The organism is Cytobacillus sp. (assembly GCF_032154635.1).
Lineage (GTDB): Bacteria > Bacillota > Bacilli > Bacillales > Cytobacillaceae > Cytobacillus.
Map to the genome: position 1 here is coordinate 52,969 of NZ_JALDXW010000007.1, position 21,184 is coordinate 74,152.

Here is a 21,184-nt window from a genome sequence, read left to right on the forward strand (position 1 = left end):
TTTTATTTCTTATTGTGCCGTTAATCCGCCATCTACCACAAACTCGGAGCCTGTGCTATAGCTGGACTCCTCAGAGGCAAGGTATACAACAAGATTCGAAACCTCTTCTGGTTTAGCCACTCTACCTGAAGGAATATACTTAGCAAATTCCTGGATTGCCTCTTTCGAATCTTCTTGTAGAATCATTGGCGTTTCAATTACTCCTGGATGAACGGAATTTACACGAATACCAAAACGTGATAATTCAAGCGCAGCAGCCTTTGTCATTCCTCTTACCGCAAACTTTGTATCCGTATAACCGATTGCTCCCCCAACTAGACCGTTAATAGATGAAATATTTACAATCGAACCGCCATTGCCTTTTTTCATTGAAGGGATAACTGACTTCATACCAAGAAATACAGAAACCTGATTAATATCAAGAATTCTTCTGTAATCCTCTTCTGATGTTTCTTCAATTGATCGATTCATACTAATACCAGCATTATTGACTAATACATTAATAGGACCAAAGGCTTTTTCAGTTTCTGCAACAACCTCTTCCCAATTTGCTCTTTTAGTTACATCGAGCTTAATGAATTTCACATTTTCCCCTAGTTCATTGGCTAATGCTTTTCCTTCTTGTTCAAGAATATCAGCAATCATGACTTTCGCACCTTCTTTTATAAATGCACGCACATGAGAAGCCCCCATTCCACGTGCTCCTCCTGTAATGATCGCAACCTTTTCATTTAATCTGCCCATGCTATTTCCCCCTATAATATTAATTTTGATTTCTTCTATCTTGAATACGCTTTACTAGCTTTTCTTGAATACGTAAATATTGATTAATTTCTTCTTCATTCAGCACTTCAAATAGTTGAGTAAAAACATCTTTCCCGATATTCTGTGCTTCGGTTAATGCTTGTTCCCCAGCAGCAGTTATTTTTAACTTAATAGTACGACGGTCATTTTCATCATACAGCCTCTCTGCAAGTTCTAAATTAACAAGCTTGTTTGCAATATTTGTCATAGCACCTTTCGTATAGCCAACTGTTTCCGCTAATTCAACCTGCTTCTGAGGCCCCTTCGTACGCAGCTCACTTAATACCAATATGGGTGATATGCCTATTGGGTATGAAAATGCCTTCGTAAATCTCATGATGTTATCATTATTCATTTGTTCAATCGCCTGAATAAGCTTAAAAATATTTGTTTGGTTCAAAATATTCCTCCTAAATAACCCAGAGTATCAGTGAAGCATTTCTTTTATGGCCTGCGAATATAGTTTAACATTAAACTATTTCACTTAAAAGTATTTAATCTTCGGGACAGGGGGACAGGTTCCTTGTCCCTTTTATTTAACGAATACGAGCAATCACACTTTTTGATATCCCCGTTATCCTGGCTAATTGTCTTATTGAAACACCATTTAGGCTTCTCATCTCCCGAATTATAGCATCTCTCTTAGCTTTCTCCATTCGTTGTAAAGTACTGTGATCAGTAAATCCGAATTTAGCTAAGTACCTTCTAATTTCTGAATCGGACATCCTAACTTTTGGGTGGTCATCTAAACATTGATCATCATTGGAAAGCTGCATATAATCAGAAAATAATTGTAGGGATTTGCTTCTTATAGGAGAGAATAAATGGAGGGGAAATTCAGTATCTACGAGGGTCGCATGGCCGTAAAATTCATCTATACTTGTCCAACTACATTCAAATATATTATTTGCTAAACCAGCCTTGACAGGGTTTTGGAGTATATAGCGAAGAACCTTTAAAAAACTTGAGACTGTTTCTACATTCTCACTTTTAAATCTTTCTGGAATAAATGTCTGCAACGCTCATATTTGTTGTTATACCAATATACATAGCTTGCACTAATTCTTTGCATTATTTTCGAAACGGATTCCTCTGTTTCTTCCAATAATAAGTGAATATGATTATCCATCAAGCAATAACAATAGATCTTACATTTACTAATTTCCTTATACCTTTTTATTGTTTTCAACAGCCTAATCCGATCTTCATCATCCTCGAAAATAGTTTGTCTATTTATACCTCGATGCATGATATGATAGATTCCATTACTGCTTTTCCGCCTTTTTTCCCTTGGCATTCATAAATCACCTCTTCTATTAGTTTTTTCCTATTTAAATATTCAACATGGAATCCAAGTTTCCTTTAATAATTTTAGCATCGGACCTCGGGTCCAAAAAGAATTGGGACAAGGTTCCTGTCCCCATGTCCCATTCACACAAAAAAAGGGACAGGGTTCCTGTCCCCCTGTCCCTATACCTGAAGTGATTTTGCTTGCATTTGGTACATTTGGTTGTAGATGCCGCCTTGGGCGAGCAGTTCGTCATGGGTGCCTTGTTCTTTTATGATGCCGCGGTCTAATACGAGAATGCGGTCAGCATTTTTGATGGTTGATAGCCGATGGGCAATGATAAATGTTGTACGGCCTTTCTTTAACACATCCATCGCATGCTGAATAATTTCCTCTGTCTCTGTGTCAATATTCGATGTCGCTTCATCCAATATTAATATTGCCGGGTCAAAGGCAAGCGCACGTGCAAATGAAATAAGCTGTCGCTGGCCGGAAGACAGCGTGCTGCCTTTTTCAATAACAGGTTCATCAATGCCTTTTTCAAGATGGCCAAGTACTCGTTCCGCTCCTACTGCCTTCAATGCTTCTTCAACCTTTTCCCTTGTTATCCTTGGGTCATTCAAACTTACATTCGATGCAATCGTTCCCGTAAATAAATACGGATCTTGCAAAACGATCCCCATATGCTGGCGAATCGTTTGTCTTGGCATAGCTGTTATATCTATTCCATCAATCAAAATGTTCCCTTTTGATGGGTCATAGAATCGAAAGAGCAGATTCATAATTGAACTTTTCCCTGACCCCGTATGACCAACAAGTGCAACTGTTTCTCCGCGCTTTGCTTCAAAAGATAAATGCTTCAACACATATTCATCGTCTTTATAGGCAAATGACACATCCTTAAATACAACATTTCCCTCATATCTCGGCATCGTTTCTTGTGAAACCTTTTCTCCAGTTAAATCTAATACTTCAAACACACGTTTTCCAGCAACAAGTGAGCGTTCAAGCTGCGAAAACTGATTAACGACATTCGTAATCGGATTAAATAACTTCGTTAAATAATCAACAAATGCATATAGTGTCCCAGCAGACACTATCTCGACAGCCGTTAACGATTGCGTCCCGAAATAGATGATAAATATTGTAAACATAATAAGCCGTAATGTATTTACAAGGTTAAATGAGGTGGCCGAATCCAAGAACAATAGTTTTCTCCCATAAGCATAGTGTTCCTCATTCATCTCATCGAATTCATTCGTCATTTGCTTTTCACGGCGAAAGGCTTGAATGATTGTCATCCCTTGTATAGATTCATTAATCATTGCATTAATATCAGCAATTTTTGTTCGAATTACTTCATTATATTGCGATGCATATTTTCGATATAAAATCATCCAAAGATAAACGATCGGAATCATGACCAAGGCGATCAGTGCCATTTTCCAATTTAAAATAAACAACGCCATATACACACCTGCAATGGAAATGAAGCTTGTCGCAAAATTCGAAAGCACCTGTACATATAAATTCCTTACTGCTTCTGTATCATTCGTGACACGTGCAACAATTTTTCCCGCTGGCAGATGGTCAAAATATTGAATCGGCAATGTTTGAATATGCCCAAATACATCCTTACGCAGCTTTTGCACTACCCGATTCGCACCCATTTGCAAATAAATATACATAAAGTAACGTAAAATGGCGGTTGCAATTGCTAAGATCAAATATAAACAGAGCAGCCAGGCTATCGGCTCTACTTCAATTTTTCCGATGGTCATATGTTCATCAATAATATATTTAGCTATGAACGGACCTGCAAGCTCGGTAAATACAGCAGCCGTTAAGAAAAATAACCCGAGAAAAATAGGTCCCTTATAGTACATGGCATACTTCGTTAATCGTTTACTTGTGCTCATGACGCGCCTCCTTCTAGCTGTTGACGGTCAAATTGTTCCTTATACCAGCCATTTTGTCTGAGCAGCTCCTCGTGCGTTCCTTGCTCTGTAATTTGTCCCTCATCTAACACGATAATTTGATCCGCATGCTGCACACCCGATAAACGGTGGGTCGTAATAATTGTCGTCTTCCCATTCCGTTCACTCTGAATGTTTTGGATTATCCTCGTTTCCGTCTTTGCATCCACTGCTGATAATGAGTCATCTAAGATTAATATTTCCGGATCCTTGATAAGCGCACGAGCAATCGATACCCGCTGCTTTTGCCCTCCTGATAAGGAGACACCTTTTTCCCCCACAAGGGTTTCAAGGCCCATTGGTAAATTTTCCAAATCCTTTTCAAAATATGCAAGATGAATAGCTTTCATCAAATCAGCCTCTGTTGCATCCTCTTTTCCGAATAAAATATTTTCTCGTATCGTACGTGAGAACAGCACATGATCCTGCGGAACATATCCAATCCAATCAAGAATTTGTTCCTTTGTTTGGGAAGCAATATCAATTCCGCCAATATTTAATTGACCCTCTTCAATTGGATACTCACGCAGCAGCTGTCTTAAGAAAGTTGTTTTCCCTGCCCCCGTTTTGCCGACAATCCCAAGCGTTTCCCCCTTTTTCAATGATAAGGAGATTTGTTGTAAATTCTTTACCTGGCTTGTTGGGTATTGAAACATTAAATCATCAAAACCAATCGTACTCGGTGACTTCATTACAATAGGATCATTCGTGTTTTGTACATCCGCTTTATAATTAAGTGTTCCCTGCACACGGTCAAGTGAAGCATTCCCTTGCTGCATCACATTAATTAACTCACCAATGGCAAAAATTGGCCATACAGCAAGCCCTAAATAGACGTTAAAAGTAACCAGCTGGCCAACCGTCATTTCCCCATTTGATACAAGAAATGCACCGTAACCAAGCGCAACAACAAAGCTAATGCCTGTTCCGATTTTGGTTATCGGCCCAAATAATGCATTAATCTTTGCCGTATGCATGTTCTTCTTGTAAACTTCCTCACTCATATCCGCAAAGTTCTTTTCATCTTTACACTCTTGTACATAGGCACGAATCACGCGCACACCAGCAACAGACTCTAAAACATTATCATTTAGTTCACCAAATGCATCCTGTGCCTTCATATACCTTTCATGGACAAGCTTCCCTAAATATTGAATTAATACGGCCATGATCGGCACCGGCAGCATGGCAAAAAAAGTTAGTTTCCATGAAATCATAAAGCCCATTGCAAAGATAATCGAACCTAAAAATAACGTGGAATCCATTAATGTCATGATTCCAAATCCTGCTGTTAGAGAGACAGCATTCAAATCATTCGTTGCCCGCGCCATTAAGTCGCCAGTCCGATTTTTCTCATAAAAAGTCGGCGTCATTTTCAAAAATTGCCGCATTAATTTACGGCGCATTAATTTTTCAAGATTAAGTGCTCCTTCAAATAAACGGTATTGCCAAAAGAAATTCAAAAAATAGCCAAAGACAATAATGGCAGCGAAAATCAGTATATATTGACCTAATACCGCTTTTGTCATTTCACCAGCTGTGATTATGTCTATAATGGATCCAAGTAAGTATGGCGGGACCACTTCTAACAAAGTGGCAATCAATAATAAAATAATCGCAATGGTATACTGCTTCCAATACTGTCTAAAAAACCAGCCTAGCTTTCCTAAGACATCAAACATGTATCATACCCTCTTTCCTTCTCAAACTGTGAAGATTTGCTACCCACTATCCAGCAACCCACCATTAAAAATCAATAATCTCAATCTGTTTCGCATCGTCATCGACTCCCTTTAAATTACTCCACTAAAAAATTCCATCAATAAAAAAATGCATACCCTAGAAAGAGCATGCATCTCTAGAAAAGGCATAGGAGTCGTACCTATACCTTTTATCGTATAAAGGAATTCACAATTATACAGAGAAGAGGTATGGACAATGTATGAAATTAATAACTATCAAGCGTGTTCTAAGATCTCGCATTGTCCGTTCCTCCTTTCATCAAGCTTTGGCAACAAACCGCCTCCACTTTCCCTGTAAAATTATTTAGTGTTCTTGAAGATTACCATTTTTATCTAATAATTGTCAACAGTCAGATTACATAACAAAAGAATATTTATCCTTGTACTCTTCCTAGTACATCTCACTTTTATACATAAAACCAGAATCTCATTGTTCACAGATCATCCATTCTTTTTTAATGTTAGTAACGTTATAATATTTTTGAAAAAAGTGTAAAGCAACTAGTTAAAATACTACTTACCCGAGTACTTCTACAATGTATAGGCATAAATGAATGTATCATTTAGTAGACAAGGAGTTGATCATTATGGCTGGTTATTTTTCTTTAACCATTGCGATTATTGGATTAATTGCGGCTCTTATTATCACAAGAAAAGATAGCGCTGCAAATAACAGGTTAACAAAAAAGGGGATATACAAGCTTGTAGCCATTTTAGTCATTGTTTTCTTTTCAGTAGTCACTGAAGTATTCCTCACCCCTGAAAGTTGGCTGTAATTAAACGAAGCACTCTGAATACAAAAAGCAAAAAACCTCTTAGCCCGTATTACTCCTAAGAGGTTTTTATTTCTAAAACATTTATTGATTTAAAGAATCATCTGAATTAGTTGATTGATTATTTCTTTTCTTTTTTCTAAGGAATCCAAATAAAGCTGCAATAGCGGCTACCACAATTACGCCGAATTTTTTCCCAAACGCAAGAACAACAGCAAGAATACCCGCCTTTTTAGCTACTGCAAGACCTGCACCACCTAGAATAAGTCCAGTTAACCCGTAATCTGCGACTTTGTCAGTAGACTTATCAAAGTCTTCATATCTTTTTCCTTCATTTACCTTGAACTTTGAAAGGATTTTTTCTTCTAGAATCTTTTTATCCGCTTCTCGGTTTTGTGGATCAGTTACAAGAACGACAGAAATATTTCCTTCTCTTGTTAGGATTCTTGTATTATAGTTTAAAAATGTTTCTTTGTTTTCATCTTCAAGTAACATAGACCAAGTTAGATTATGTGTTTTTTCCTCATAGAACGGCTTAATATCCCAGCCTGTTACATGGAAACGGTCACCAGGCTGGCGTTCCTTATTTGCTTCCTCAGTACCTTCTTTATAGCTCTTTAATAGTGCCTTTGCATCTATTTTTTCTTTTTCAGCATCTTTAATGTGACCAGTCTCTTCATAGTCAAAAAAAACTGCCCAAGTTGCATTCTCATCCATTGGAAAGATACTGCCCACTTCAAGACCTGTAACCGGGTCCCCATAATCCATACTCATTTTCTTTGTATTTTCTGCATCAAGAAAGACAAATTCAGGATCAAGGTCAACTGTGGCAATGCCCCCAAGATCAACCGTTTGACCTCCCTCAATCCAATTATAATCTTCCTCTGCAGCAACTGTCGTACTAAACATCATGCATAGTACAAACAACATTAACATCAATCGTTTCATTATGAAAATTTCCTCCTGATCTCTCATTCAAATAAAAAATTTATGATTCCAATTACACAAAAAAAAATACTTACTATATCCTCCTTTTAATTAATCGCATACCAAAATTACCCATTTATGATTCTATCACACTATTATTGTAATAAAATGGGCACAATTACATAATTTTCACAACCGATTAGGGCAGTGATTTCAGCTTACTTAGCAAATCATTCTAATTACTCACTTGGTAATATTTAGGATGCTTTTATTTATATAAACACTCTGTAAACCTTAGTAAATCGAACTATTTATACAAGCTTTGATCTTTATAATTTTCTATCTTTTAGTATCTGTATCATTAATTCTCTTTTTATTTACACAACTAAAGAACCAAGGACTTTTATATCATATAAATAAACATCTCAATCCATTATCGCAGGGAAATAATAAATGATCATTTTCTATATATAATCTTGGTCTTAATCTATCGATCATCACATATTTTTTAAAGAAGTAGAATATCACATTTAATATGAAATAGAGGAGGCCAAAATGTTTACTGTTTATTTTTTTGAAAATAAAGATCTTATATTAAGTCAGCTGCTTAATCGAGTTCCAACTGTTGGTGAAACTTTAACAATTAAAGGGAGAAAAGGGAAGATTTCGAGTGTTACCAGCTTAGATGAAAAAAAACTCCACGTACAAGTTCTCCTAGAAAAAAAGGGAAATAAAAACCAAACACCTATCGATAACTCAAAAAAGAAGAAAAGATAAACGGAAGATCAAAACAAGTGCCAAAGTGTCGTTCATCATGCCACTTTAAAATCAAAAATGAAAAATGGCTGGGACAAAAGGTTTTCAGCAAATGAAAAACCGAACTATTATTTGAAACTCTATGTTAGAGCTTCAGAGTAGTTCGGTTTTTATTATATTTACGTGTTTAGTAAAGTTTATTATTCGGATTTAGAAGTGGATTATTTAGTTTTGTCCCTATCTCTTTCCTATTGAAGGATAATATTTTTGTCTCACACTACGTATTCTTATTCTTTTTTATGATTCAGCAAGCAACAAAATAATCATTATATATTATACTGCAGCCATATTGCTAAGATGTTTAAAACAACTGAAAAATTCCATCTATTTTCATATAATCATTTAAGCCTTTTAACACTTCATTTATTTACACAAAAACAACAACATGTATCAAAATCCATTTTTTAGTCCAATTGGCATAGATCACTTCTGTTTATCATTAGGTATATTTTGCCAACATTGAACCTTTTTACCCTTGTGGTATTACCATATTATAGTAGGATTAGAGAATAATTTTTATTTGGAGGTTGTTTAGATTTATGTCCAAAAAACTAGTTACCCTGCTCCTTACTATGCTGGCGGCTGCATTCGTTCTAGCAGGCTGTAGTGGAGATAAGCAAGCATCTAAGGAGAAGGAAACAGAAGGTTCAAAAGAAACAGCTGTAGCGAAAGAGGATGCAAAGGAAAATAGTGAAGATACAGAAAAGGCAACTGAGGAAGAAACGGAAGAAGTCGATACAAAAGAAAGTGAAAGTTCAAGTGATTTTTCGGAATTAATTAGTTATATGGAGAAGGAAACAGAAGGAACGACTAAGATCCTTTATGAAAATGACACGCCACAAACACACGAGATGGAAGGTGTTTCTGTTACATTAGATGCCTATAAACTTGTTGAATTAAAAGACTTTCATACTGATTTTATGATTCCATTTAATGATCAAACGAACGGCGGCGTCATCATTGCCAAATATACCGTAAAGAATGAAACGGATAAAGATGCCTATTATATGCCTGCATTTTATCTGAATTTTACAGGTGCTGAGAAGGCTTACAATAATTACCGAGATCTTTTGCCAGAGAATGAACAGCTCCCAACAAAACTTGCTCCTTCTAATGGTTACTTAATTAAATCTGGAGAAACTATTTCTGGCTATTATACGTATCCATTTGGTGATGATCATTTAAAACAAGTACTTAACGTATCAACTGCAGCAATAGAAGTTCCTGCCCCACTAGCTGTAAAGGATGATTTTTCTTCTTCATTCGGAAAAGAAGGACAATTCACACTGTCCCTCAATGAAAGCGGCGAGAAGAAAGTAGAAGGCAATAAGAGCTTTTATCAAGATAAGGCAACTGTTGATGACTGGGGCACAAAAACTATGATCGAAGAAAAAAGCGGGATTGGAAAAAGCGAACCATTAGGAGATGCCACTGTTACTTTGGATGGGTATCAATTCACTGAATTTGTACCAAACGCAGTAGAAGCCCCGAGATTCGAAGCCTTCAATAATGGGGTTGTTCTGTTAACTGTAAAGTTTAATATTGATAATAAAGGTGCTTCAGAGATTGCCCAAAGCTCAATCAGTTCTAAGCTAACAGTTAATGACGGAACACAATACATGCTTAACGAAGGCATGTTATTAAATTATAAATATAGTGATGTCATTGCACCTGGAACAACAGGTGAGTTGCTGCAAATCTATGTATTAGAAAAAGAAATGTATGACAAAATTTGGAAAGACAAATCATTTGAAGTCGAAATCGGCCCAATGAGAGATAAAGAAGCAAAAGACCTCTCAAAAGGAAAAAAGGTTACATTTACTTTAAAATAATCTGCCCACTTCAAATGCGGGACATAGGGACAGGTCCCTTGTCCCTATCTTAAAAAAGAATGGGACGAGGTTCCTAGCCCCTCGTCCCATTCTTTTTCTATAAAGCCTCAAATCTCTGTACTTCTTTATTAGACTGGGCAACATGGTCTCCCGCCCGGTAAAAAATAATACTAAGCAATACGAGCAAGGCCATTGTGCCAAATAAATAGGCTCCACTTCCAAACGTCAATAGCCATCCACCTATGATCGGTCCGACGAAGCTGCCGATATTTCTAAATTGAGCAGCTCCTAGATAAGTTCCCTTTTGATCATCAGGTGCTATTTGGTCAATGAGTATATTCATAGAAGGAAATGTAAAAATTTCGCCTAATGTGATAACAGTGATAGCCACAATGAGCATGGGGAGATTGGTTCCAAAGATAAAAAGAATATAACCGGCAACAAAAAAGATGATCCCAATGGTCATTGCATTGACAGCCGATAGTTTTTCACTCCAAAGACTAATTGGAAATTGCAGCAGAATAACAATTGCAGCATTTAATGAAATAATAACTGAATATAAATAAACCCCATTTTCGAAATTCATTTCTAAAAATTGCGGAATAGTAGAATCCAATTGAGAATACCCAATATTAATAAAGATCGCCCCTAAAATAAAGAAAACAAGCGCACGATTAGAAGACACTATTTTTAGCATTTGATAAATATGAACCGGTGACTTGCTGATTACTTGTCGCATCGTATAGCGATTTAAAATAACGAAGAGAAAGACACCATACAAACAATACATAAAACCTGTAATAAAAAATGGAATGCTTTGCGTTGAAACAGTAGCAATGTAAGCCCCTAGCAACGGACCGATGACACCAGCGATATTTATGGCTGTATACCGAAGCGTAAACATTCTTTTGCGCTGATTCGGTTCAGTGAAGTCAATCATTAACGCTTGTGTCGACGGCTCAAAAAATGAGCGGCATAAACCATTTAACGCATTTAGGAAAATAAACAAGTAAATGCTTTTTGCTAAACCAAACCCAATAAAGACGAAACTCCAAACAAAAATGGTTGTGAGTATGACCTTTTTTCGCCCAAATCGATCCGTTAAATACCCGCCGATAAAACCGCCAATTGTTGAAACAAGCGGCGCTACTCCTACCGTAAGTCCAATTAATATCGGATGAACATCCTGCGTATTATGCAAATATAAAGCCAAAAACGGAATAGCCATAAAACTTGCTATTCTTGTAAAAACTGTGCCCCCTAGGATAACCCAAACAAGAATATGGAATGATTTTGTCTTTTTCATTATGTAAGTATCCCTTTCTAATAGAAACTGCCTAACCAATTTGCAAAAAAATTGCCACAAAAAAACACACGTTCGATTATGTTGATTATAATCGAAGGCGTGTTCCTTTTAAACATTTTTTTGCAATTAATTGGTTTATACTATATTCTCATGCCTACTAATTCAAACTAGAATCTTCTCAAGCTTTTTTACAGCGGTTTCGTTCGAGCATACATTTTTAAAGTGAGTCAGAAGATACCTCTTAGCGTCCTCCCTATCTAGTCCAATTGATTCTATCTGATTTCTTTTTGCCCAAGAATCATACGTTTCAAAAGAAGTGCTGCTCCAGCCATTCTTTTCCCCATCCTCATTCCTTTTTTCCTGAATGCCTGAAATGACAATATCCATTGTTCCTTGCAATTCAACTAATGCTTGTTCAAATATCTTCTTTTTTTCCTTCTCCCGCATTTCTGCTTTCGTCCTTAATGCCCTTGTGTCGATTCCCTCTTCTTGATTAATAATTCTGTAAAGATGTAATGCTTCTTTAGATACGTTCCCATTATCATACCGCTCCTCAACCGAATCATTATATCCCAGAACTTTTTTAACATAAGGGAGCAGCTGGCGGGATACGAGTACTGACTTTTTCTTCATAAATTTCCCGTACCCTGCCACCCCATCTGTAGAAAATTTAGTCCTCCAATTCCAAGGATCATATTCAGTCCCAGAATGCCAAGATTCTTCTGAAGTAATACTATTCAAGGATGGGAAATCAGGTATCAAAGGGGCTAGAGGCAGTAATCCGATCGCTTCCACTATTTTTACAGCTTCCTCATACGTTTTCACTTTATAATCCATCAGCAAAGCTCCTTTATATAAATCTTTTCCTTCTATCTTCGATAATTATTACAAAATCCCCTTCTTTTTACGACATAGTGCTGACCCGAAAATATAGCTAATAATAAATGGGACAAGGTTCCTGTCCCTTCGTCCCTAGGCAAATTCTTTCATCTTTTTTTAAGTTATGTGCCATAATAAGAAAGCAGATTTTTAGGTAATCACAAGTAGTTATTTAAGAGTAGGAAGAAGGAGAATTATTATGAAATATACTAATATTACGGTTGCTGGAAGCGGTGTTTTAGGCAGTCAGATTGCTTATCAAACCGCTTTTAAAGGATTCCCTGTAGTTGTATATGACATTAATGATGAGGCATTAGCTCGTGCAAAAGATAGAATCATGAATTTAAAGCCACATTATCAAACTGATTTAGGAGCAACAGAGGAAGAGGTTAATACTGCTTTTAATCGAATTTCTTTTAGCAGTCAGTTATCTGAGGCGGTCAGTAAGGCAGACCTTGTAATTGAAGCCATTCCTGAAGTAGTTCAAATTAAAACCGCTTTTTACACAGAGCTTGGAAAAGTAGCACCCGAAAAGACGGTTTTTGCAACGAATTCTTCCACTTTGCTGCCAAGCCAATTCGCTGAGGCAACTGGCCGACCAGAAAGATTTCTTGCTCTACACTTTGCTAACGAAATTTGGAAAAACAATACAGCTGAAGTTATGAAGCATCCAGGAACAGATGCGGAAGTATTCGATGAAGTCATTGAATTTGCTAAAGCCATCGGCATGGTTGCCTTGCCATTACAAAAAGAGCAGCCTGGCTATATTTTAAATTCTTTATTGGTTCCTTTATTAGACGCAGCTCAAATGCTATTAATAAAAGAAATTGCTGATCCGGAAACCATTGATAAAACATGGATGGTAGGAACAGGTGCACCACTTGGCCCATTTGCCATTTTGGATGTAGTAGGCATTAATACTGCTTATAACATCACACTTGCAAAAGCGAAGGCAACTGGAAAGGAAGAGTTTGAAAAACTAGCTGAGCTGTTAAAGACCGAGTATATCGATAAAGGAAAACTCGGACGAGCAACGGGAGAAGGCTTCTATACGTATCCTAATCCTAGCTTTATGAATCCTGATTTTTTGAAGAATTAAGTTACTTGAATGTAGGTAAATTGTGCAACAAAAACTGGGACAGGGTTCCTGTCCCCTCGTCCCATCATTTAAAAAGAAAATAAACGTAATCTGTTGGCACTCCCCGTTCGCCTTGCTGATGCAGCATGGCTGATATGTTTCCACGGTGGTAGGTTCCATGATTAACTACATGGTGAATAAGATCGGCAAGTACGAATTCCGTCCGGCCAAATCGTGGGTGCTCAGTAATAATGATACTTTCACTATCCTGCTGCTCTGCAAAAAAACGATAATATTCTTCTGAAAGCGAATGATAAAGCCTTTCAAGTTCTTCGATCGATCCTTCTGATGCTTCTTGCTTTCTGCGGTTAACCGCTGTAACTGTATCCTCATAACTGCTTTCTTTCATCGTTTCAAGCCACGTGATATCAGTAGCATACAGGTGGACCATGACGTCTGATATGGATGAGAATACACTATTGATCTGCTCTTTATATACCTCCTCAGGCAATTGCTTTAAATGCTCAAATACTTTTTGATTAGCCCAAACATGGTAATCGTACATTTTCTTAGCTCTGTCATCCTTCATTCGTCCATCTCCCCCTGCTTACGATATTTCTATGAAACTATTTTCTACAGAGATTTCTATTCTACACATAATCTTTAAATCCTTTTCACATAGCTAGGAAATACACACTTTTTCGAAATAAAAAATGGGACAAGGTTCCTGTCCCCCCGTCCCATTTTATTTAAACCAGCCTTTGAGCCATAATCCGATGAGCATAATAGAACCAAATATAAACATAGTAATTAATACGCTATAATAGCCAAATTTCCATGTGAGTTCTGGCATATTTTGAAAGTTCATTCCATAAATACTTGCAATAAAGGTTAAGGGAATAAAAATGGATGTCATGACAGTAAGTGTTTTCATTATTGTATTCATTCGATTGGAATTAATGGAAATATAGCTATCCCGGATATCTGCTGTCATTTCCCGATTAGACTCAATCATTTCTGAAAGCTTTAGCAAATGATCGTATATATCCATAAAATATATCCGCTCTTCTTTAGGAATAATTAAATTCTCAGAGTTTAAAATCCTATAAAGTAATTCTCGCATAGGAAAAATAGTTCTTCGCAATCTAAGCAGCTTCTTCCTGATTTCATAAACGTCTTCAATCAGGTTTTGATCTGCATCCTTGGCTTCAATTTCATTCAATTCATCTTCCAATTGATAAACACTTGGAAAAAATTCGTCTACAATTTTATCCATCAGCAAATAGTAAATATACTTAGCCCCTCTATTGAAAATAGCATTATTTTCTAATAATCTTTGTTGAATGCATTCAATTTCAGCGGATGATGTTAGATGAAAAGTTACAATGAAATTAGATCCTACAAATACATCTACCTCTTTAGACATAAGTGAGGATTGGTTTAATGTATGCAAAACAAAGAAATCATAGCCTTCGTAGTGGTCAAGTTTAGGTCGCTGCAAAAAGTGCAGGCAATCTTCTATCGCAAGTGGATGGAAGTGAAAATATGTTTTAAGAAGCTTCACTTCCTCTTCTTCCGGGGAATCAAAATCTACCCAATACCATTTAATATTTGGGTCAGTTAAGCGCTCCATCGCTATATCTTTTAAAAGTTTTAAATCAGTTGTAATCGCAAAAGTCCGAATCATATGTAAGATACCTTCTTTATTTTTATCAATATCACTAAGTTTTTGCTATCATTACAAAAAATATTATCTGTGATCTAAAGAACATTTGAGTTTGCCTACAAAACAGTGATCCCCGTCCTTGAACTCTGGACGGGGATCACTGCTGGTTGCATTTTTTATCTTCTAAATACCAGTCTAAAGCTTATATATTCACATGCTCTTTCTATACATTTATATTGCTAGGCCACTCGAACTTTAGTAGAACTTGATGATTTCTTTTGCTAGGGCTAATACGGCACCAGAAGAGCTTCCAAACAAATAGGCATATAAAAGCACTGAAGATAGGTCAAACCTATAATCACAGTACTTTCCTTAAGTTACAAAAACTTGTTAATTAATTTTACTCCTTGCTACCTTAATGCTGGCAGCTTTGACAGAAATACGCTTTACGCGAGGAAATCTCTTTCATTACTATCGTTGAATGACAGCGTCTGCAATTTTCCCCTTCATGGCTATGAACATACATGTCATAGCCTCCAGTTTTCAAGTCTCCCTTGAAAAGGGGTTCCTCCATATAACCGCCTTGTTGAATCCCCTGCTGAAGAATATACTGGATAGATTTATAAAGGCGAACAAGATCGTCATGATCGAGTTCATTTATTTTTCTTTCTGGCAGCAGTTGTGCATGCCAAAGTATTTCATCCGAATAACGATTCCCGATACCAGCAATGACTTCTTGATTTAACAGCGTTGTCTTTAATCCACCTTTTCTGTCTTTCAGGATGTTTTCAAACGTATGGAAAGAAAAATGTTGATCAAGCGGCTCAGGACCAATATGTTGAAATTCCTGCTGTATCATTTCAAGTGATAATAGATGCAAATACCCTAAACGGAGTCCGGTAAAGTAAAGGTGATGATTTTCAAAGGATAATTGCACTTGGACCGTTCGATCTGGACGGTCTTCTTCCTTTCCAAAAAACATTCGACCACCAAGCATTAAATGCAAAAGTAAACATGATCCATTTTGCAGCCGGAAAACTAGATATTTCGCCCTTCTTTCAATGCCTTTTATTTTCTGATTCGTAACAAGAGAGGTAAATTGCTCAGCTGGTATATTAATTGATTTTTCCCGGTTAATTGTGGCGCCTGTAACTGCCTGACCGCCAATCAATGGTTGCAGCAGCAATTTATACGTCTCCATTTCAGGTAGTTCCGGCATGACTTCACTCCTATAAAAACATTACTACCAACATTATTCCTCCATACTTATTTCCCTATTCTGATATCCCTACAATCTATACCTAGAAGGGTCAGCGGGACAAGAATCCTGTCCCCTTGTCCCAGATGGAAATATTTTAGCAACAAGTTTTTAGTACAATGGGACATAGGGACAGGAACATTGTCCCTGCAGGCAGAACCCTTAGAAAGGATACTTAAAATGAATAGAGCGATTTTAATTATTGAGGATGAGGATTCAATTGTTGATATATTAGCTTATGCATTACGAAAGGAAGGTTTTGTTGTACATGCAGCTACTACTGGAAAAGCAGCAATCGATAGATTTCAAGGAAGTGAGATTGATTTAGTCATTCTAGATTTAATGCTGCCTGATACAACAGGATTTGAACTTTGTAAAAAATTGATGGAAATGAGCAACGTCCCCATCCTTATGCTTACGGCACGCGATGATATCGTCGATAAAGTGTTAGGACTGGAGCTTGGTGCCGATGATTACATGACAAAACCATTTGATATTCGGGAACTAGTCGCACGTGTGAAAGCTTTGCTTCGTCGGCAGCCGAGGGAGTCATTATTTTCCTTTATAGCGGTCAATGACTCAATTAAAATTGATCCGCGTGCCCACACTGTTTTAAAAAACGAAGAAGCAATAATCCTTAAACCAAAGGAATATGAGCTTTTATTATTATTTGCTCAACACAAAAACCGTGTATTCACACGTGAAGAAATTTTAGATACCGTGTGGGCAATGGATTTTGAAGGCGGTTTACGGACGGTTGATGTACATGTTCAAAGGATTCGCAAAAAGCTAGATCCTTCCATTATTGAAACAATTTTTGGTACGGGCTATAAAATGAAAGGGTATTAATATATGAAATGGACGATTCGGAAGAAGTTTCTTGCAGGGTTTTTAATCCTATTTACATTTGCAGCGCTCACTTTTAATCAACTACTGGAAAAATCGATTGAAAGTAATACAACTTCGTTTATTCAAAACGAATTAACCAATCTGCAGCATACCTCAAAGGAATACATCAAACAGTTCGCACAATTACATAGCGCAGAAAAGGACCTATTTACTAACTACGGCAGTACAATGGCGCAAACATTAAGCAATTTGCATGCGCAAAGCGTTGCCCTTTACAAAACAGATGGCCGTTTTTTATACGAGGCTATACCTATTGACCAGCCTTTATTAATGGAGAATCAAAAATATGAACACGATGTAGATCAGAATAGCAGTAATGAATTGCAACGGGCGTTCCAAAATAAAGCCGCCTATACGCCTAAAGCTTTGACAAAAGGAACAATTATTTACTTTGCTTACCCTGTTTATATTCATAATACTTTTTACGGTGTGATCAGGTTTACCGGTGACTATTCAGACATGTTCATGCACAATGAGCATTTATTAAATAGCTTTAGGCTCCTAACGATCTTTTTATTTTTCGGTGTTTTCATCATATCGTTATTATTAACCAATCAAATTATTAAACCACTTCAATATTTAACAGCCGCAACAAAACGTATGGCAAGCGGCGATTATACCGAAATTACAAACACTAAGACCTCTGATGAAATCGGCGAACTGGCAAGTCACTTTCAGCATATGCAAAATGAAATACGGCAGCATATCCACGAGATCAATGAAGAAAAGGAAAAAGTATTGTTACTTGAACAAAAACGAACAGACTTCTTTAATAACGTGACACACGAGCTGAAAACACCGCTTACGACCATTTCTGGGTATGCTCAAATTATTGGTGAAAAAAACTTTGATGATGCAGTATTTTTACAAAAGGCCTCATCTAAAATCCTTTCGGAAAGCAATCGTTTAAACGGTATGGTTACACAATTGCTAACCTTCTCGAAGTCTCAAATGTCAGGGATGATCAAAAATAAAGAAGTAATTGATTTACTCCCACTCATTCAAACCATTTGTGAAGACATGCAATTAAAAGCGAAAAAATATGCTATGTCCATCGAGCTGCATGGGGAATCATTTTTTGTAAATGCTTATCCGGACGATATGCGTCAAGTGATCATTAATGTAATAGACAATGCGATTAAACATGGGAAAGCAAATCACAAGATTCGAATTCAAGTGAATAAAACCATTGCAATCACGAACGATTGCGAACCGATTTCCGCTCACATTGTTGAACATGCTTTTGAACCGTTTATTCACGATTCTACTAACGATAGCCACGGTTTAGGGCTATTTATTTGTAAGCAAATTATCGAGCAGTATGACGGCACCATTTCTTTCCAGTACGAAAAGAAGAAAGCGCTAATTGAGATTTCCTTCCCAGCTTGGCAACAAAATGGCAATAACCCATCATAAATTAGCAATAGATCTTTTCTATGATATTCATGTAGCACGAAATAGAAGGAGGACATATCATGAAAAGAAAGTTTCAAGGACTAGCTATATTAACGCTAGCAAGTATGGTTGCCGCAGGATGCTCATTAACAGGAAAGGCCAATATGCAGGAAACAGTAACAATTAATGATAACGTACAACTAGAAAGCTCCCTGGCTGACAGTTCTCTTGCTGTTATTCATGAAAAGACAATTCCATTACCAATTAAAGCAGATTACACCGGGTTTCACGGCGACAAGGTCTATTACAATCAAAATGATGGAACGCATTTATTAAATGTTGAAACACTCGTTAAATCCAAGCTTGCTGATAAACCTTTTTTTGCACTATCGGAAAACGGCAATCGAGCACTTTCACTCGTTGATGAGAAAATCTATGTACTCGACTTTGAAGCAAATACGGAAAAATTAATTGGACAAGGGGATCGTACGGAAACATATTTATATTATTTTGCAGATGCGGAAGGAAAAGAAGTGATCCATGTAGAGAGCGGCGAAAAATTAACTGTACAGGTTTTCGATGTTGACTCATCGGAAGTAGCGACTTGGGATTTATCGGATCAGTTTGAATTGAATGGTTTTACGTTAACTTCTATTAAACGGGACTCCGACGGTATTTATGTTGCAGCAGAATCAATGAAGAATGGCTATGGACTATACCATCTGGATCATTCTGGAAAAATAAAAACTGTATCATCATTAGAAAACATTGAATCCCTAGCTACGTACGACTTTATCGAGCCAAATAAAATCATTTTCAATGATATTTACAAAGGCAAATCAGGGATTTTCATTATGGATTTACTGACAAATGAAGTCACGCAACTAGTTGCAGGAGGAAAGGATGAAGAAGGAATTTGGATTCCATTTTACAAACTATCACCCGATCACAGCAACATTCTTTTTGATACACCTGTTCAGGTCGGAAATGAATACAAAACTAATGTCTATATGGCCGAACTCGTAAATAATCAACTCGCTAATACTGTACGCATAATGGAAAACGCCGACTTATTTGCTGTTATTTCACTAACAGGCTTTTGGAGCCCAGACTCCAATACCGCCTACATCAGCACATCTAAACCAGAGAATGAATGGCTTGATGCAATCGAAGTCTTCACTATTCAATAATGGGACAAGGGGACAGGAACCTTGTCCCATGTCCTCTATTCCCTTCTATTTATTTCCTTATTAAATTGTTCTAGTATTTCTTTAACATTCATTTCACCAAGGTTTCCTTCCTTATGCTTTCGTATCGCTAAGGATTGATTCTCCACCTCTTGATCACCAATGATCAGCATATAAGGAATCTTTTGTTTTTCTGCTTCTCTTATCTTGAGCCCCATTTTCTCAGACCTCGAATCCAGTTCCACCCGTATCCCAGCTGATTCCAATTGCGATATCACCTTAGATGCATAATTGATATGGGAATCAGAAATAGGTATTACCTTTGCCTGTACAGGTGCAAGCCATAGCGGAAACTCACCAGCAAAATGTTCAATTAAAATTGCCATAAAACGCTCAACCGATCCATAAATCGCTCGATGGATCATAACAGGGCAATGGAGTTTTCCATCTTCACCTATATATGCACAGCCAAACTTCTCCGGCATTTGAAAATCAAGCTGAACTGTTCCGCACTGCCAGCTTCGTCCGAGTGAGTCTAAAATATGAAAATCAATTTTTGGCCCGTAAAAGGCTCCATCCCCAGGATTGATTTGGTATGGCAGCTCCTTACTTTTTAAAACAGACTCCAAGGCGAACTCAGCTTCATCCCAAACTTCTTTTAAACCCATGTATTCTTCTGGTCGAGTAGAAAGTTCTACCTTATACTCAAAGCCAAAATGAGCATAGAATTCATCAATTAATGATAATACCTTATCAATTTCAGATTCAATCTGATCTACCCGGACAAATAGATGGGCATCGTCTTGTGTAAAAGAACGCACCCTTAGCAGTCCATTAATTGCCCCTGACAGTTCATGGCGATGAACTAATCCAAGTTCAGCATAGCGAATCGGCAATTCACGATAACTTCTTCGTTTATTATTAAAAATTAAAATCGCCCCTGGACAGCTCATTGGTTTTATCGCATAACTCTGCTCATCGACATGGGAGAAGTACATATTATCCTTGTAATGATGCCAATGGCCAGATTGCTCCCAAATCCCCTGTTTCATCATAATGGGTGTTTTAATTTCCTGATAGCCTGCCTTTTGGTGCTTCTCTTTCCAAAGATTTTCAAGCTCATTTCGAATCACCATCCCTTTCGGAAGGAAGAAGGGCATCCCTGGTGATTCCTCCATTGAAGTAAAAAGTTCTAACTCTTGACCTAACTTTCGATGATTCCTTTTCTCTGCTTCGATTTGATTAGACATCTTAAAGTCCCCCTAATTTTTAAAATCCTTATAAATAAAAAAACGCACCCATCCCTATAAAAGGGACGAGTGCGGTCGTGGTGCCACCCTAATTCCAT

Annotated in this window: 19 protein-coding genes and 1 other annotated feature (1 of these 20 cut by a window edge); of the genes, 7 read left to right on the forward strand and 12 right to left on the reverse strand. The window is 37.2% G+C overall.

All coding sequences use genetic code 11. From position 1 onward, the window contains the following. Positions 1-9: 9 nt before the first annotated feature. From RUH74_RS07175 to RUH74_RS07195, 5 genes are all read right to left on the reverse strand, one after another. The gene (locus tag RUH74_RS07175) at positions 10-744 is read right to left on the reverse strand and encodes a glucose 1-dehydrogenase (protein WP_313799597.1); all 735 of its coding nucleotides are present in this window, start codon (positions 742-744) and stop codon (positions 10-12) included. A gap of 19 nt (positions 745-763) precedes the next feature. Then, on the reverse strand, positions 764-1,204 hold the full coding sequence (locus RUH74_RS07180) for a MarR family winged helix-turn-helix transcriptional regulator (protein WP_313799598.1): 441 nt from the start codon (positions 1,202-1,204) through the stop codon (positions 764-766). Between the two features lie 576 nt (positions 1,205-1,780). After that, positions 1,781-2,101, reverse strand: a complete 321-nt coding sequence (locus RUH74_RS07185; protein WP_313799599.1) for a transposase — start codon at positions 2,099-2,101, stop codon at positions 1,781-1,783. 173 nt (positions 2,102-2,274) lie between these two features. Continuing rightward, positions 2,275-4,011: an ABC transporter ATP-binding protein gene (locus RUH74_RS07190; RefSeq protein ID WP_313799600.1), complete on the reverse strand. Its 1,737-nt coding sequence runs from the start codon at positions 4,009-4,011 to the stop codon at positions 2,275-2,277. Next, the gene (locus tag RUH74_RS07195; protein WP_313799601.1) at positions 4,008-5,750 is read right to left on the reverse strand and encodes an ABC transporter ATP-binding protein; all 1,743 of its coding nucleotides are present in this window, start codon (positions 5,748-5,750) and stop codon (positions 4,008-4,010) included. Before RUH74_RS07195 ends, RUH74_RS07190 begins: the two co-directional genes overlap by 4 nt. A 647-nt stretch (positions 5,751-6,397) precedes the next feature. Here RUH74_RS07195 and RUH74_RS07200 point away from each other — a divergent pair. Next, positions 6,398-6,586, forward strand: coding sequence for a hypothetical protein (locus RUH74_RS07200; protein WP_313799602.1), 189 nt, complete (start codon positions 6,398-6,400; stop codon positions 6,584-6,586). An 81-nt stretch (positions 6,587-6,667) separates the two neighbouring features. On the opposite strand, the gene RUH74_RS07205 is transcribed toward RUH74_RS07200, so the two are convergent. Next, positions 6,668-7,531 (reverse strand): DUF2167 domain-containing protein, encoded by an 864-nt coding sequence (locus RUH74_RS07205; RefSeq protein WP_313799603.1) that lies wholly within the window; start codon positions 7,529-7,531, stop codon positions 6,668-6,670. A 534-nt stretch (positions 7,532-8,065) separates the two neighbouring features. Here RUH74_RS07205 and RUH74_RS07210 point away from each other — a divergent pair. Continuing rightward, positions 8,066-8,287, forward strand: a complete 222-nt coding sequence (locus tag RUH74_RS07210) for a hypothetical protein (RefSeq protein WP_313799604.1) — start codon at positions 8,066-8,068, stop codon at positions 8,285-8,287. Between the two features lie 578 nt (positions 8,288-8,865). Further along, on the forward strand, positions 8,866-10,158 hold the full coding sequence (locus RUH74_RS07215) for a DUF5068 domain-containing protein (RefSeq protein WP_313799605.1): 1,293 nt from the start codon (positions 8,866-8,868) through the stop codon (positions 10,156-10,158). Between the two features lie 97 nt (positions 10,159-10,255). Here the strand turns inward: RUH74_RS07215 and RUH74_RS07220 are convergent, their stop codons facing one another. Next, positions 10,256-11,464, reverse strand: coding sequence for an MDR family MFS transporter (locus RUH74_RS07220; protein WP_313799606.1), 1,209 nt, complete (start codon positions 11,462-11,464; stop codon positions 10,256-10,258). 162 nt (positions 11,465-11,626) lie between these two features. Further along, on the reverse strand, positions 11,627-12,301 hold the full coding sequence (locus RUH74_RS07225; protein WP_313799607.1) for an AlkZ-related protein: 675 nt from the start codon (positions 12,299-12,301) through the stop codon (positions 11,627-11,629). Between the two features lie 241 nt (positions 12,302-12,542). Here RUH74_RS07225 and RUH74_RS07230 point away from each other — a divergent pair, with 241 nt between their 5' ends. After that, positions 12,543-13,442, forward strand: coding sequence for a 3-hydroxyacyl-CoA dehydrogenase (locus RUH74_RS07230; RefSeq protein WP_313799608.1), 900 nt, complete (start codon positions 12,543-12,545; stop codon positions 13,440-13,442). A gap of 64 nt (positions 13,443-13,506) precedes the next feature. Here the strand turns inward: RUH74_RS07230 and RUH74_RS07235 are convergent, their stop codons facing one another. The 3 genes from RUH74_RS07235 to RUH74_RS07245 form a co-directional block, all read right to left on the reverse strand. Next, the gene (locus tag RUH74_RS07235; protein WP_313799609.1) at positions 13,507-14,010 is read right to left on the reverse strand and encodes a DinB family protein; all 504 of its coding nucleotides are present in this window, start codon (positions 14,008-14,010) and stop codon (positions 13,507-13,509) included. 156 nt (positions 14,011-14,166) lie between these two features. Further along, positions 14,167-15,108, reverse strand: coding sequence for a magnesium/cobalt transporter CorA (gene corA, locus RUH74_RS07240; RefSeq protein ID WP_313799610.1), 942 nt, complete (start codon positions 15,106-15,108; stop codon positions 14,167-14,169). 394 nt (positions 15,109-15,502) lie between these two features. Further along, entirely contained in the window at positions 15,503-16,306 is an 804-nt protein-coding gene (locus RUH74_RS07245; protein ID WP_313799611.1) for an Fpg/Nei family DNA glycosylase, read from the reverse strand. A 219-nt stretch (positions 16,307-16,525) separates the two neighbouring features. On the opposite strand from RUH74_RS07245, the gene RUH74_RS07250 reads away from it, so the two are divergent. Genes RUH74_RS07250 through RUH74_RS07260 form a run of 3 tightly spaced genes read left to right on the forward strand, consistent with a single transcriptional unit; the run spans position 16,526 to position 19,839 of the window. After that, the gene (locus RUH74_RS07250) at positions 16,526-17,194 is read left to right on the forward strand and encodes a response regulator transcription factor (RefSeq protein WP_313799612.1); all 669 of its coding nucleotides are present in this window, start codon (positions 16,526-16,528) and stop codon (positions 17,192-17,194) included. Positions 17,195-17,197: 3 nt separating this feature from the next. Next, positions 17,198-18,670: a sensor histidine kinase gene (locus RUH74_RS07255; protein WP_313799613.1), complete on the forward strand. Its 1,473-nt coding sequence runs from the start codon at positions 17,198-17,200 to the stop codon at positions 18,668-18,670. Positions 18,671-18,729: 59 nt separating this feature from the next. Then, positions 18,730-19,839, forward strand: coding sequence for a TolB-like translocation protein (locus RUH74_RS07260; protein ID WP_313799614.1), 1,110 nt, complete (start codon positions 18,730-18,732; stop codon positions 19,837-19,839). A gap of 35 nt (positions 19,840-19,874) precedes the next feature. Here RUH74_RS07260 and thrS read toward each other — a convergent pair whose 3' ends face one another. After that, positions 19,875-21,086, reverse strand: a complete 1,212-nt coding sequence (gene thrS / locus RUH74_RS07265; RefSeq protein WP_313799615.1) for a threonine--tRNA ligase — start codon at positions 21,084-21,086, stop codon at positions 19,875-19,877. A 58-nt stretch (positions 21,087-21,144) separates the two neighbouring features. Beyond that, positions 21,145-21,184: a binding site (T-box leader), on the reverse strand (it continues 190 nt past the right edge of the window).